The organism is Spirulina subsalsa CS-330 (genome assembly GCF_028330765.1).
GTDB lineage: Bacteria > Cyanobacteriota > Cyanobacteriia > Cyanobacteriales > Spirulinaceae > Spirulina > Spirulina subsalsa_A.
Genome location: NZ_JAQMTY010000005.1, coordinates 1 through 14772 on the forward strand (window position 1 = coordinate 1; position 14772 = coordinate 14772).

Below are 14772 nucleotides of genomic sequence, written 5' to 3' on the forward strand. Positions count from 1 at the left end.
ATTAAAGGACTCGCTGTCGCTCGATTTGTTTGTTGGTGCAAATTCATCTCGCCACTAAAAGGCACGTCCGCCGTTACCTTCGGTAACTCTACTCGGACTCGCTTTATAGTGGGAGTCTTCTTTGCACATTTTAAGATAAATCTTTGAACCACGTTACAAACTGCTGGGCATTTGGATGATTAGGATGCAAAATGCGTTCCATAATGGCTTGATGTAGCTGTCGGCCTGGAGGATTCTGCCATGCTAGCCAAGTATAGATATTCGCTTTATCAAGATGAGAGTTTGTGAATTTTGCACCTTTACCTTTCGCCGCCTGGGTGACTGCTTGGGCAAACTGCCAGAGTTCGTTACTGTCCGCACTATCCGCTGGAATTATGTGGGTCAGAAACGTTTCTAACATGCCCCGCATTTGGTTGTCTGGCATGATCCAAATTCCAAAACGAATTCTGGTGGGCGTAATATGAACTAAGCCATCTTTGGGTAGCGTTTCTGGAAGATCAGGAATGCTTTTTAGGGTTGCGTTTCTAATGCTTTGCCAGCGTCCCATCGGGTTGTCATCAGCATCAATTATGATTCCTAGTGCTGAAAGCCCGGATGCTTGGAGTTCAGTTGAGATTACGTCGGGATCAACTAACTTTTGATAACCCTCATACTCGCGAATAAAAACCACTGGATTTTTTCGAGTTCCCCATGATACACCATTCGCCTCAATCAATTCCGGGATTACGAAACAATCCTGCCTGCCCTCGACCAGAAGAATTCTTGGGTGAATATCAGCCATGCGTTACCGTACCTCGATTCCTCGTTCAGCAGCGATCGCAACTTGTCGTTCTGTAAAAACAATACTGTTGGGCTTACCTTTCTCAATTCGATGGATTGTAATTCCCTCTTCACTGGGGCTTTCTTGATTAGCGATCGCGGCAAGACTCATCCAGCAATCACTATTATGGGTTGTCGCAAAAACCTGCACATTCAGACGTTTCGCCGTTTCCCAAATTAATGTCCACATGTCAGACATGGTGCTGAAATGTAAGCCAGTGTCAATTTCATCGACCAATAAAACACCATCCCTAGCATTAACAATAGCTAAGGTTAGTCCAAGCATTCGCCATATTCCATCTCCCATACTACCGATTGGTATACGTTGATCGCCATCGGTCAACCGAACCACAAAACCGCTACGTGAACCTGTATATCTAAACTTTTCAGAGACCACGGAAGCAATACGATCAATGGTTGGCTCAATGGTTTGGAGTGCTTCGATAACTAGATTTTCTTCAGGTGTCAAAACAACTTGGTCAAATAAATCAACCATGTTTCTCGGTGTCAATGATGAAGACGTTATAAATTGAGTTCTTGAGCCTAAACTCTTCAAGTCTCTACGAGTACGAATCACATAATCTACGGGTAAACCGTTTCTAGAAGACAAGGGCAACTTGAAAGACTTAACACTTTCAATACCTTGCCCTAACCACCTCATCACTAATACGAACTCCCGTAAATCTTCAAATAAGCTCAGTTGTCCTGAGTGTTCTACGGATACCTTGACTCCTTCGCCATCTCGATGATGATCACCTAAGATTGAAAACTGGCTACCTTCATTTATTTCATGGTCATAGAAAAGGTGGCGAATATCTAACTCTTGATCACCATCTCGCTCATCATTCCAGATGAATTCACCGCGATTGCTCATTACTTCTCGTAATAATTCAAGATTAGATTGAGATTTTAAAAGCTGAACGGCTTCCAAAATCGAAGTTTTGCCACTATTATTAGTCCCCACAAGCAGGTTTAATCTACCGAGATGCTGAAGCTCGAACGTTTGAAAACACCGAAAATTTTCAATTTTTAGTGACCTTAGCATATTTGAAAATTGGTGTGAGTTGGGGTGAGTGATGCTGAGTAAGGAGTTGTGTATTGTTTGATGTCCTAATCTTAACCATAACGTGATCCTAATCTGTTCAGAATGCCAACTTCAAGGGTGGGCATTGTGAGGTTGTGGCAAAATCCTCAAGCCCGATCGCGCCCGCTTATTCCGTGACGGCGGCGCGGAGGAGGATGACGGTGGCGTGAACTTGGGCGGCGATCGCTTCGGGGATGTTGCCGTGGATGGCGTGTTGGAGCATCCCTTCGCGGCTGGCTCCGAGGACGATGAGGGAACAGGCTTCGATCTGGGCGAGTTTGACGATCGCATCGGCCACATCTTGCGATCGCATCGGTAGCGGAATCACCGGACAATCTAGATCTTGGCTGAGGCTGATGGCCATCTGTTTCAGGGGTTGAAAGTGGAGTTTGCCTTGGGAAGGGGGAAAGACTTGGGTGAGGAGGATGTCGCCGGGGGCAATTAAGCGGGTGAGGGCGGGCAAATAATGGAGGGCGCGTTTGACATTCGGGCCGCCGGACATGGGGACAAGCCATTGGCTGGGGCCGTGGTCAGCGATCGCAGGGTAAGCATCGGGATGTTGGCCGGGTTTGATTAACATCACTTCGCAGGGGGCCCGCTGCACGAGGGTATCGAGTACCGTGCCGAAAATGCGGCCGGGGGTGTTAGTGTTGCCCTTCCAACCCATGATCAGGCGGTCGATGTGGCGATCGCGAATCGTATCGAGGATGGCTTGGCTGGTGTCTTGGGCGACGCGGATTTGACAATGGACGGAGATCGGGAATGCTTGGGCGATCGCTTCTACCCCGTGCAAAAGCTCCCGGTGGGGGGTGATGTCAACGCGGGCCTGGGCGGGGGCGGTGTGGCGGGGGACTTTGATAATCGCGAGGCATTCTAATTCAAACTCTTCGGTGGCGGCGATCGCGGCCGCAATTTTCACTAAATACGGAGCCGTGTGAGGATTCGCCAGCGGTAACAAAATCCGGCCCTTGCCAATGGCGGGCGATCGCGTCTGATACACCGCATAGGAGGGATGCGATCGTACCTCCGTCCCATCCGGCTTGCCCCGCAAATGATCCGCCGTCGCATGGATCAAATCACTGCGGGTAATAATCCCTAGCAACTTCTTCCCCTCCGTCACCGGCAAATGGGACACATGATAGCGATCCATCAAATAAATCACATCCCCCACCGGAATTTCCGGAGCCACCGTCACCGGACTCGCCGTCATCACCTCCCGCACTAACTGCTGCGGCGACAAATTACTCAGCCCCGCCAAATGCTGCTCCGTAATCATCCCCACCACCACCCCCCCCTCATCCACCACCGGAAACCCATGGTGAAACGATTGCCCAAACAGATCATACACATCCTGCACCGTCATCGTCCCCGTCAGCGTCTCCACATTCCGCTGCATCACATCCCCCGCCCCCATATCCGTCAGCACATCATTGCGCCCCGTCTCGTCTTTAAGATCAATCCCATTCGCCTTGAGTAGATGTTGATAAATTGACCCGGACTTGATCGCCTCCGCCACCCCATAGGCCATCACCGCGCTAATCATCAACGGCAACACGAGGCGAAAATCCGTCGTTAACTCAAACACAATCACGATCGCTGTAATCGGAACCCGCGCCACCGCCGTAAAAAACGCCCCCATCCCCACCAATGCATAGGTGGTCGGCGACCCAGCATGGAGCACCATAAACTCAATTTCCCCAATCAAATACCCCAAGGCCGACCCCAAGACGAGCGCGGGTGAGAACAATCCCCCCGCTGCCCCCGACCCATAGGCCACGATCGTCAGACCAAAATGAATCATGAAAATTAACAGCGTTTTATCCCAACTCACATCCCCCGCAATCAAAAAATCCCGCAGCCCCGCATTGTTTAAAAACGTCGGCGGGGCAAGGGCAATCACCAGGCCGGAAATACAGCCCGCCGCCCCAATCCGCCAAGACATGGGCCATTGCAAATGTTGATTAAAACGCAGACAAGCAAGAATCCCCTGGTTAAACAGCACCCCCAACACCCCCGCCAAGGCCCCCAAGAGGAGATAAAAGGGAATTTCGGCGGCGATGAATTGGTTAACCAGCACGGGATTGAGCATGGTGGCGGGAAGGTTGAGATCCGCTGAATCTAAGAGACGGGAAACGACTGAGCCGGTAAAGGATGCGAGGATCGCGGTTTCTAAGGTGAGGCCGGACATGTCCCGTGATAGTTCTTCGACGACGAACAGCACCCCGGCGATGGGGGTGTTGAATCCGGCGGCGAGACCGGCAGCAGCTCCGGCGGCGATCATTTGGCGGCGGTGTTGGGGGGAGGTGGGAACCCATTGGCTGAGTTGGGCGGCGAGGGCGGCTCCGATGTGGACGGTGGGGCCACGGCGGCCGAGGGTGAGACCGGCTCCGAGGAGGAGGACTGTGGCGATCAGTTTCACCACGGCGACGCGCAAGGAGAGGATGACGGGAAATTGAGCAAGGGCGGCTTTGACTTGGGGGATGCCGCCGCCTTTGGCATCGGGGGCGAGATTTTCCACGAGCCACCCGGCGCACCAACAGATGCAAAACCCAAACAGGGGCAGGATGAGGGGCCAGCGGCCGTAGAGTTTGGGGAAGGATTCGATCAGTTCGATGCGAAAGATGCCGACGGTGGCGATGCCTTTTTTGAGGAGGAGGGCGGCGATCGCAGAAATACACCCGATTAAACAGGCTTCTAAGAGGGCGTAATGGTCATCAATGATGTAATTACCCCAATGATGCTGGGAAATCCACCGATTCAACCGGGTGGACAAAGATCGCTTCATCACAACCATGGGGATGGATTTTTTCAGAATACCCCGAAACCGGGCCGCCCCCCCGGAGAAGAGGGGCGATCGCCTCGATGCTTCCTGCCTTGGGTGCTAATCCGGGAACGTACAGCCCGCCGTAGGAACTAAGACGGAGTTATCTCGAACCCGGAATTTATTCGCTTCGCCCACATTGCCCAAATTGGTGAGGGCTGTTTGCAGGGCGGGACTGGGATCGAGAGCAGCAATGGGGGCGGCAATGCCGAACAGTTCTAGGGTTGAAGCATCTTGGCGACGGAGGAAGAAATCTTCTGCCGCAACATTATTAGTGGATGTATTATTTTCCAACCGAATACAGAGGCGGGAGTCATCTTCTGATCGCCCCATGATTCCCGCATCTCCCGTTGTTCCGCTGACGGTATTGTCGCGGATCGTTGCGGAAAGGCGGGAGGTATCTTGCGATCGCGCCCAAATCCCTGCATCGCCGGTAATGCCACTCACCGTATTATTGGCAATTGTCACTGTCAGTTGGCTATCATCGCGGGAACGGGCAAAAATTCCCCCATCGTCATTCGTAGTATTGCCCACAATCTGATTGCCTTCCACCGTCACAAATAAAGTGGACTGATCTTCAGCCCGTAGCCGGATACCCCCTTCTTTACTATTGGTTAGTAAATTATCCCGAACCACAACCCACGCTGTCCCTCGCGCTGGAGTGAGTAACCCGTCATCATCGTCCATGCGCACATCAATGCCCCAGTTGGCATTATTAACGCGGTTATTCGTAATCAGCAGATCATCAAAAATGGAGGTTTCCCGTACCCGCACATGGATGCCATTATCCACCGCATTTTCAATCACATTGTCCGCAATCACCCCCCGCACAACCCGACCACTACCCGCAGAGCCAAAGCTAATTGCTTTATCCGGCATTTTCTCAATGCGATTATTGCGAATTTCAATATTCCCTTGGGCATTGGTATCAAGATTAATATCAATACCATCGGCCCCCGCTGCATTCACCGTCCCCCGATTGATCACCGTGTTATTCAGAATTCGCACCGTTGCGGTTGTGGGAGCGGTACAACCGGGATAGATACTAACAGCACCCGTCCGACAGAGGCTCAATTCAATCCCATCGACCTCGTAAGTGGCATTAATCGCAAAGTCCGTTTCAACGAGGTTATTCGCAATCAATAGATCTAAACCTGAGACGCTATTATTAACTAGAATTGCCCCGTTTAATTCGGTGAGAATGGGATCAGGATTATGGACAGTATTGCGAACCGTATTATTTAAAATTTCCACCTTGCCGGTGACATTTTCGAGATAAATACCTTCACCTAGAGCATTGTTGATCGTGTTATTGAGAATCTGAACATTGTTCAACCGCTGCCCTTCAATGCCCCGCTGGGTTCCTCCGGCGTTGATGTTGAAACCAGAGACTACGATATTTTGTCCCCCTGTCGGTAGGAGAATCCGGCCATTGATGCGGGGTATGCGACCATTACCCGAAAACGGCAATTGTGTCAGGCCAAATTGGGTATTGACCTGTTGAACAGGGCCGCTGGAGAGGAGTTGGCTAACGGTGTTGGGAAGCGTGAAACCGTTGAACGTGAGATTTTCGCCGTTGAGATAGATGATTACGGTTTTGTCCTGTTGCTGTTGGGCGAGGGCGATCGCCTCCTCCATCTGGCTAAACGGACTTTCCACCGTACCGTTACTGTTACCATTGCCCACATGAACAAAAAAGAGTTCCTGTTGCGTTTGGGGATTCACCGCAACCACCTGATCCTGAACCACCTGATGATCCACCATCACGCCATTGGTGCGTTGAATCGGTTCAGCCATTTGGTCTAAGACCGGGATGCCTACCGTTTGTGAGCCACTGCGAGCGGGGAAATGAACCCCGATGCTGGCCACGAGGCGCGTATCAAACAGGCTGTCATGCTGCAAGGTCAGGCTAGCACTGGTGTAAGGGTTGGGCCGGGCCACCAATCGCCCCCGCACGCCCACAACATCACCATTACCCTGAGCCGAAAGATAATAAAGACCCCCATAGCCCCGTAAATCTCCCTCAGACCAGCGTAGGATCGGACTCCCCGCTTCCACCTCTAAACCCGCTACCGCCGATTCAAAAACCTGATTACGCCCCAGGAGTAACTGATTCCCTTGGAATTGGCTTTGACCAGAGAAGGCGGAACTGAGGAGATTGCGCCGTGAGCCAATGGGTAGAAAGACGTTGGCCCGTAATTCCCAGGCATCCCCAACATTTTCATAACCAACACCCAGTTGATGAAATGTGCTATTTCCCGTGTTGCGCACATCCCAAGCCCCATAAAACCCAGTGAGGCGATCCGCACTAGCATCGCCATCGCGCCCTTGATGATAAAACCGCTGTCCTAGGGTTAACCCTCCCGAAATCGTCGAGTCAGCATCTAGCAGTAAACGGGTTTCGGTGAAGAGGAGTGATTCTGCGGGTTTGGACTCTAGGGGAATGAACCCTTCTAGGGTGGTGAATGCCTCTAGCCCTGGCCCTTCTGTCCGATAGCGGACGCGGACTTGAGGGTCAGCCGTTTGGGCAATGCTGACTCCTGTTAAACCGGCACAAAGGAATGCGGTCAACAGCCCAGAAACAGGAAACACACGCATGATGAACACCTACCATCACAGGACACCAAGGACTAACCATACTGAAGACAAATTAATGGGCTATAAAGTTGACCCTAAATGCTGTTCATTGTGGGGTTAACTGTAGATTAATCTAAGAGGTTGCTGAGTACAGGACAAAAAATCAGGCTTGGACTGAAACCCTGATGATTTCGTAGGTTGGGTAGAACAATAGCAAAAACACGCTCCCTAAAAATCCCTATTCTGTCGTGCGGGCATCTTGCCCGCTGGGATCAGGCACAATAGGGAGCAGGATGCTCCCATCCCATCAAAATCAAGATTCCGCCGTACATTTCAACGTTTGTCCTGTACTCAGTATGGCGGCATACTCATCAACCGATTCGCCGGATCAAGTCCCATGGTCGTAAATCAGCAACTAATCGGGTTGATTGGCGCGTTAGGAGGTTCAGGGCTACTGAAAGCTCCGCTGCTTTAGCGCGGAGAAGGTTACAAGCCAGCATTGAGCGGCTGACTCAGAAGGGGGGTTAATTATGCAGATGTATTTCAATCACCAACGGCTGACGTTACGGCCTCAAGATGCGATCGCAACAGGCGGCGAAGCGGATATTTTTCGCTGGCAGAATGACGCGATTAAACTCTTCAAAGCCCCCGACCATCCCGACTATCACGGTTTTCCCCAGGCCCAACAGGCCGCCCAATTCCGCCTTGACCAACACCAAACCAAACTGCGCCAATTTCCCCAAAATTTACCCGATCGCGTCATTACCCCCACGAATTTAGTCACCGATCGCGCCGGGCGGATTTGGGGCTACGGGATGCCCTTGGTGGAACCGGCGCGGGTGTTGCGCCAGTATAGCGATCGCGCCCTCCACCGTAGCGGCATGGATAATGGCGCGATCGCTCAAATTCTGCAAGACCTCCATGGCACGATCGCCGCGATCCATCGGGTCGGCGTGGTGATTGGGGATTTTAATGATTTGAATGTGTTGGTGCAGGGCGATCGCGCCTATCTGATCGATGCCGATTCGTTTCAGTTCGGCGGCTTTGCCTGTACCGTCTTTACCGCCGCCTTTGTAGACCCCCTCCGCTGCGACCCAACGGCCAACGCCCCGCTGCTCAATGCTCCTTATCATCCCGAAACCGATTGGTATGCCTTTGGGGTGATGGTGATGCGATCGCTCCTCTGTGTCGGCCCCTATGGTGGCGTGTACAAACCCAAAAACCCCGCCCAGCTTGTCCCCCCCGCCGCCCGTCCCCTGCACCGGATCACGATCTTTCACCCAGAGGTGAAATACCCCAAACCCGCCTTACCCATCGAAAGCCTCTCCGATGACCTGCTGCACCACTGCTATCGGGTTTTCGTGGACGATCAGCGCGGCCCCTTTCCCGTGAAACTCCTTCAGGATCTCCACTGGCGCACCTGTCCCCAATGCCAGCTTGAACATACCCGCGCCGCCTGTCCCGTTTGCACCCATGCAACGATCACCCCGGTTCCCCCACCGTTAACCCAAACCGGGCGCGGCACAGTCACCGCCACGGTGCTTTATCGCACCACCGGGTTGATTTTGGCAGCCCAACGGGTTGGCTCCCAGGTGCAATGGTTGGTACAGGAGGCGGGCCAATTAAAGCGCGAAGGCGGGGCGGTGATTCTGGCGGGCGATCGCGATCCCTCCCTCTGGGCCGGACTCCAAAACCGCACCACCCTGATCGCCAAAGGGGGACAAGCGATCGCGTTCCATCCCGACCATCCCCCCGAACGGATCGCCGTCGAAACCCACCAGCACCAGCCCCAACTCGTCACCAATGGGCGCGATCGCTTCTGGCTCCACAACGGCCAACTGTTCAAAGCCGGACGATTCGGCCCAGACTATTGGGGCGATGTCTTGGCCGGTCAAACGCAGATTTGGGTCGGCGCATCCTTTGGCGTGGGCTGTTACCGGGCGGGTCATCTCAGCGTCACCTTCACCTTTGCCGTGGGTCAACCGGGCATCAATGACCAAGTGCGCCTCGATTGGGGACGGGGTCAACAACTCGCGGCCCACTGTGCGATCGGCCCAACGCGAGCTTGGCTCGTCTGGGTGATGCAAACCGACGGCATCACCCACTATCACGGCGCAGTCATCCACTCCACAGGCGCAGTCGAAGCGCAACTCCAGGCAACCCCCGGCGATGCCCCCTGGTTAGAAGCGTTCCACAGTCATTGCGCCGTGGGCAATGTTTTATTCGCAGCAACAGACAGCGGCATTGTCCGGGTCGAAGCGTATCAAGGTGCAGTTCAAGTGGCGCAAACCTTCCCCGACACGGAGCCATTTGTCAGTGCAGAAACACAACTCTTACCCGGAGACGGCGGCTTAATCGCCGTGGGGCCACAGGAAATTATTCAGTTACAGCTAAGATGAGAAGATGTGCGATCGGGATTAGGGGTGAATCCGTGTAAAATGAAGAAGTGCTAATGCCTACCCAAATTTTGTATAATGAATGTCTGACTGAATTCCAAGTAAATTGGGTTTGTGAAAATAAAAACTTATATGCAAATTAAAAAACTAAAATATTACGACAATGAATACAAGTGGGATCTAAAAGAAGTGAATTTCTTGCCCAACTTGAATCTATTAGTTGGTGTATCGGGAGTTGGAAAAACAAGAATACTTAGAGCTATTCATAGCCTAAAAATCATTGCAAATGGTGCATCTTTAAATGGAGTTAAATGGGATGTTTGTTTTATCGCTGACAATAATCTCGAATATACTTGGAGTGGGGAATTTGAAACAAAAGAAAGCACAATTTCAATTGACGAAAATCAAGAAGAAAATGACCAAGTAAAACTCATAAATGAAAAATTAACTTGCAGCAATAAAAAGGTTTTGGTTGAGCGGCAAAATTCAGAAATCATATTTGACGGAAATAAAACACCTAAACTATCACCTTTTGAAAGTGTCGTCGAGTTGTTGAAACAAGAAGATCAAATTTCGCCCGTAAAAGAGTCACTAGATAAAATTATATTGGCTGATTCTGAAAGTGTTAATAAAGTTTGGCGCTTACCAGTATCTATTTTTAAGAAATTTGAAAGTTCTTCAATTTCTGCTTTACAACAAAGTGGATTGCCTGCACCAATAAAGCTAGCTATTCTTTACAGAACACTTCCCGAAGAGTTTAACAAAATCAAAGAAGCTTTTATCTCGATATTCCCAAATGTCTTAGACATAAAAATCGAGGCCATGAAAGATGAAGATATTCCCATTGCGCTTTCTAAAATACTAAGAGAAGCCACCATCGTTAGCATCAAAGAAAAAGGAACAAAAAGTTGGATTGAGAATATCTCTTCAGGAATGATGAAGGCATTGATGTATATTAGCGAGTTGTATTTAGCTCCTGAAACTTGTATTATTCTAATTGATGAACTCGAAAATAGTTTAGGTGTTAATTGCCTAGATGATATTACTGAAATTGTTCTGGACAATAGGAAATCACAATTTATTATTACTAGTCATCACCCCTATATAATCAATAATATTAGCCCTGCATACTGGAAAATAGTAACTCGAAAAGCTGGTCTGGTGACGGTTAAAGATTCGGAATATTTTCATATATCTGAGTCTAGACAAAAAGCATTTATTGACTTGATCAATGTTCTAGAGGACGAGGCGGATTTAGAAGAGGAGTGATGAATATTTACTTTTTAGTTGAGGGTAACAGCACAGAGAAAAAAATATATCCTAAATGGCTTGAATACCTCATTCCTAATCTAGTAAGAGTTAGATATCATGATCAAATTAGCAGCAACAACTATTACCTCATCAGCGGAAAAGGGTATCCTAGAATTTTATATGATGGACTTGAAAATGCCATCGATAAAATTTCAGAAACTGACAAATATGACTATCTTGTTATATGTGTTGATGCTGATGAGCCATCAGTAGAAGAGAGAATGCAATATATTCGTGACATTATCAAAGGTAAAAAAATTGATCTAGGAAAAACTAAAATTGAGATTATTGTGCAAAACCGCTGTATGGAAACTTGGCTATTGGGTAATCAGAAGATTTTTGACTCTAGACAGCCACTAGATAAAACGCTAGCAGACTACGTAAAATACTATGATGTCTCTCAAAAAGATCCTGAACAAATGGGAATGTATAAAATGAGAAATCATGCTGATTTTCATTATGAATACTTGAGAGAAATTTTTAGATCAAAAAAAACAACATATAGCAAGAAAAATCCGAATGATGCTAAAGAAAGATACTACTTCGAGGAACTTCAGAAAAGAGTAAAAAATAAACCTGAAGATCTCAAAACTTTTCAAGTTTTTCTAGAGTTCTGTGAGAGAGTCAAAACTATCATGCTTCAAGAGACAGAAAAAAGTAACTAAATAGCAGAAACTATAAGTTAAAGAAGGCTTGTATTGGGCAATTATTCATCAGTACAAACGGGATATAAATATCTCGTTAAAATCTGATGACCTTGGGTATCTAACCATAGGATTAGATACCCAAGGTCATTTCTTGAGAGCATTTTAGGAGTACGGTTTTTGAATCGGGTTAGGGTTTCGTAGGAGGCGCGATCGCGTTACTACCGATCGCGCCCTCCCAATGCACTAATCCGCCCTGCACATCGCTAAAATCTGCCCCGGTGAGATCCGCGTCTTGGAAGGATGTGCCGCCGTATTGGGCGATCGCTGCTTCAATCTGTCCCGTCCATTGCCCGGTGATGGCGAAATAGAGCAGGGTGAGGAGAGTGAAGGCCCAGCCGAGCGGATGGCCGGTGGTGAGACCCGCGATCGCCGTCGTCCAGAGCAGAAACACCGCACCGCCAGAGGTGAGGGCGATCGCGGTCGGCCCCACGATCGCCCCCAATCCGGATCGCCACCGTCCACTCAACCCGACCCCCAGGCTCAAACCCAGTACCGCCCCCACCATCGCCGGCATCAACGCCTGATCAAACCAAGTTCCGCCGTAAAAAAAGCCGATTAATATCCCCACGCCGCCACTGCCCACCGCGATGCGATACCGGGAGGGCAGTGCGATCGCCGCCCCCGTGCCCAAACTCACACTATGCAAGACAATTACTAACATCCCCGCCGTGTCCTGCATCGGTTGCCCCAAAGCTGCGAAGATCAGCCCCGTCACGGCTTTACCCGTGAGCCAAGCTGTGAGGGCGATCGCCGCAATCAGTTGGGCCCATTGCCAAGGCGATCGCCCCAGCCGCGCCCCTCGAAACGTCGCCCCCCGGAGGATCGCGCCGCGAAAATCCGCCCCCCGCAGATCCGCGCCGTGAAAATCGGCATTGGTCAAGGTTTGGCGGCGAAAGGAGCGATTTTGTAAATTGGGAGTAGAGGAGGCCATGGAATGACACCGTTAACACGATTCAAACAATTTCTATTTAAATTATGGCGGAGACGATGGCTGACGGTGGGAGGTGCGATCGCGCTTCTCATCGCCCTGATCCTCTACACCGTCCCCACGCTCCAACGTCCTCCCCGCACTGACCTCCAGCGGGATCTGTTTCAGGGGGTGCAGTACGATCGCACCGTGCTCAACTCCCCCCGCTCCTTGGTGATCCACACCCTCACCATTGACCTCACCGCCCCCGGTCTGCGCCTCATCGTTTCCCCCGGCGATCCCGACCATCCCGGCCAAACCCGCGCCGCCACAACGACCGACTTTCTCCGTCAATCCCGCGCCCAAATCGCCATTAACGGCAGTTATTTTTACCCCTTCATCGAAAATACGCCGTGGGATTATTTTCCCCATGGGGGCGATCGCGTTTATGTCCTCGGTGAAGCGATCGCCGACGGCATCCCCTACGCCAAGCCCCGCCCCGACTGGCATCCGGTTTGTTTTAGCCCCGCGCAACGGATGCAGATTTCCCCCGATACCACTTGCCCCCCCGATACTGCCCAGGCCCTCGCAGGTCTCCCTCGCCTCCTGATTGACGGGACATTACCCGATCGCTCCGCTAACCGCAAACCCTACGCCCGCACCATTGCCGCCACCAACGCCACCGGGACAACACTTTGGTTAATCATCGTGGATGGCAAACAACCTTTTTACAGCACAGGGATGACTCTCACGGAGGCAGGCCAATGGGCGCAAGAGTTGGGGGCGACGGATGCGATCGCCCTCGACGGTGGCGGCTCTGCAACCCTCGCCTACGAAACTCCCGATGGCCCTAAACTCCTCAACGCCCCCATCCACGCCAAAATCCCCATGACCGAACGCACGATCGCCAACCACATCGGCATCTACGCCAAACCCTTGGATTAATGCGCCATCTGCCAGGTGAGGGTTTCGCCAGGGTTTAGGGGCACAAGTTCCGAATCGGGAAAGGGTAATGCGGTGGGGATTTGCCAGGGTTTTTTCGTGAGGGTGATTTGTTGAGTATTTCGGGGGAGTTGATAGAAGTCGGGGCCGTGGAAACTGGCGAAGGCTTCGAGGCGATCCAGTGCATCCACACTGTCGAATGCTTCGGCGTAGAGGGGCAGGGCATGGAAGGCGGTATAACATCCGGCACAACCGCAGGCGGTTTCCTTGCGATCGCGACTATGGGGCGCACTGTCTGTGCCGAGGAAGAATTTCGGATTACCAGAGGTGGCGGCCAGGAGGAGGGCTTGGCGGTGGGGTTCGCGTTTGAGGATCGGGAGGCAGTAAAAATGGGGCGAAATGCCGCCTTGAAAGATGCGATTCCGGTTTAACAAAAGATGCTGCGGGGTAATCGTGGCGGCGGTGCGATCGCTCCCGCGCACAAACGCCACCGCATCGGCGGTGGTGATATGTTCGAGGACGATGCGGAGTTGGGGCACGCGATCGCGCAACGGGATTAAAAAGCGATCAATAAAGACTTTTTCCCGGTCAAAAATATCAATATCTGAATCGGTCACTTCGCCATGGAGTAAGAGGGGCAAATCCACCGCTTCCATCGTTGCCAAGACGCGATCGCAGTTGCGAATATCCGTCACCCCAAAATCAGAATTGGTTGTCGCCCCAGCGGGGTAATATTTCACCGCTTTGACAAATCCCGATGCCTTGGCGGCCTTGATCTCATCCGGGCTAGTGTGGTCGGTGAGGTAGAGGGTCATCAGCGGCTCGAAGGCATGGCCGGGGGGAATGGCGGCGAGGATGCGATCGCGATAGGCCGCCGCCTCGGCCACGGTGCGCACCGGCGGCTTCAGGTTCGGCATCACGATCGCCCGCGCAAACTGCCGCACCGTATCGGGTAAGACCGCCCGCAACGCCGCTCCATCCCGGAGATGTAGATGCCAATCGTCCGGTTGGGTGAGGGTGAGAATGTCCATAGTGGCAATGCTCCGATGAAATAATGGGATGATCCCCCCGGCTGTGCCGACCCCCTTAAAAAGGGGGTTTTAGATATGACCCCCCTTTTTTAAGGGGGGCAGGGGGGATCTGGTTTTAAGGAGGATCACCCCCCTTTTTTAAGGGGGGCAGGGGGGATCTGGTTTTAAGGAGGATCA

10 protein-coding genes are annotated in these 14772 nt (G+C 51.4%); 4 read left to right on the forward strand and 6 right to left on the reverse strand.

Going from position 1 to position 14772, the window contains the following annotated elements; translation table 11 throughout:
• Window positions 1-130 precede the first annotated feature (130 nt).
• From PN477_RS00250 to PN477_RS00265, 4 genes are all read right to left on the reverse strand, one after another.
• Complete coding sequence (locus tag PN477_RS00250; RefSeq protein WP_272116127.1) at window positions 131-781, reverse strand: DUF3226 domain-containing protein; 651 nt, start codon at window positions 779-781, stop codon at window positions 131-133.
• 3 nt (window positions 782-784) lie between these two features.
• Window positions 785-1864 (reverse strand): AAA family ATPase, encoded by a 1080-nt coding sequence (locus PN477_RS00255; protein ID WP_272116128.1) that lies wholly within the window; start codon window positions 1862-1864, stop codon window positions 785-787.
• 166 nt (window positions 1865-2030) lie between these two features.
• Window positions 2031-4688, reverse strand: a complete 2658-nt coding sequence (locus PN477_RS00260) for a chloride channel protein (RefSeq protein WP_272116129.1) — start codon at window positions 4686-4688, stop codon at window positions 2031-2033.
• Between the two features lie 96 nt (window positions 4689-4784).
• Window positions 4785-7322 (reverse strand): right-handed parallel beta-helix repeat-containing protein, encoded by a 2538-nt coding sequence (locus tag PN477_RS00265; protein WP_272116131.1) that lies wholly within the window; start codon window positions 7320-7322, stop codon window positions 4785-4787.
• Window positions 7323-7831: 509 nt separating this feature from the next.
• Between PN477_RS00265 and PN477_RS00270 the strand changes: the two genes are divergently transcribed.
• From PN477_RS00270 to PN477_RS00280, 3 genes are all read left to right on the forward strand, one after another.
• Window positions 7832-9700 carry a hypothetical protein gene (locus PN477_RS00270; protein ID WP_272116133.1) on the forward strand — a complete coding sequence of 623 codons (1869 nt, stop codon included), beginning with the start codon at window positions 7832-7834 and terminating at the stop codon, window positions 9698-9700.
• Window positions 9701-9829: 129 nt separating this feature from the next.
• Window positions 9830-10966 carry an AAA family ATPase gene (locus tag PN477_RS00275; RefSeq protein ID WP_272116135.1) on the forward strand — a complete coding sequence of 379 codons (1137 nt, stop codon included), beginning with the start codon at window positions 9830-9832 and terminating at the stop codon, window positions 10964-10966.
• Entirely contained in the window at window positions 10966-11673 is a 708-nt protein-coding gene (locus PN477_RS00280; protein WP_272116137.1) for a hypothetical protein, read from the forward strand. Before PN477_RS00275 ends, PN477_RS00280 begins: the two co-directional genes overlap by 1 nt.
• A gap of 169 nt (window positions 11674-11842) precedes the next feature.
• Here PN477_RS00280 and PN477_RS00285 read toward each other — a convergent pair whose 3' ends face one another.
• Window positions 11843-12646 carry a pentapeptide repeat-containing protein gene (locus PN477_RS00285; RefSeq protein ID WP_272116138.1) on the reverse strand — a complete coding sequence of 268 codons (804 nt, stop codon included), beginning with the start codon at window positions 12644-12646 and terminating at the stop codon, window positions 11843-11845.
• Window positions 12647-12649: 3 nt separating this feature from the next.
• Between PN477_RS00285 and PN477_RS00290 the strand changes: the two genes are divergently transcribed.
• The gene (locus PN477_RS00290) at window positions 12650-13567 is read left to right on the forward strand and encodes a phosphodiester glycosidase family protein (protein WP_272116140.1); all 918 of its coding nucleotides are present in this window, start codon (window positions 12650-12652) and stop codon (window positions 13565-13567) included.
• Here the strand turns inward: PN477_RS00290 and pyrC are convergent.
• Window positions 13564-14595, reverse strand: coding sequence for a dihydroorotase (gene pyrC / locus PN477_RS00295; RefSeq protein ID WP_272116143.1), 1032 nt, complete (start codon window positions 14593-14595; stop codon window positions 13564-13566). The genes PN477_RS00290 and pyrC overlap by 4 nt on opposite strands.
• Window positions 14596-14772 lie beyond the last annotated feature (177 nt).

Coding starts and splice junctions, on each gene's coding strand:
- PN477_RS00250 (WP_272116127.1), bottom strand. CDS start 781: ATGGCTGATATTCACCCAAGAATTCTTCTGGTCGAGGGCAGGCAGGAT.
- PN477_RS00255 (WP_272116128.1), bottom strand. CDS start 1,864: ATGCTAAGGTCACTAAAAATTGAAAATTTTCGGTGTTTTCAAACGTTC.
- PN477_RS00260 (WP_272116129.1), bottom strand. CDS start 4,688: ATGAAGCGATCTTTGTCCACCCGGTTGAATCGGTGGATTTCCCAGCAT.
- PN477_RS00265 (WP_272116131.1), bottom strand. CDS start 7,322: ATGCGTGTGTTTCCTGTTTCTGGGCTGTTGACCGCATTCCTTTGTGCC.
- PN477_RS00270 (WP_272116133.1), top strand. CDS start 7,832: ATGCAGATGTATTTCAATCACCAACGGCTGACGTTACGGCCTCAAGAT.
- PN477_RS00275 (WP_272116135.1), top strand. CDS start 9,830: ATGCAAATTAAAAAACTAAAATATTACGACAATGAATACAAGTGGGAT.
- PN477_RS00280 (WP_272116137.1), top strand. CDS start 10,966: ATGAATATTTACTTTTTAGTTGAGGGTAACAGCACAGAGAAAAAAATA.
- PN477_RS00285 (WP_272116138.1), bottom strand. CDS start 12,646: ATGGCCTCCTCTACTCCCAATTTACAAAATCGCTCCTTTCGCCGCCAA.
- PN477_RS00290 (WP_272116140.1), top strand. CDS start 12,650: ATGACACCGTTAACACGATTCAAACAATTTCTATTTAAATTATGGCGG.
- pyrC (WP_272116143.1), bottom strand. CDS start 14,595: ATGGACATTCTCACCCTCACCCAACCGGACGATTGGCATCTACATCTC.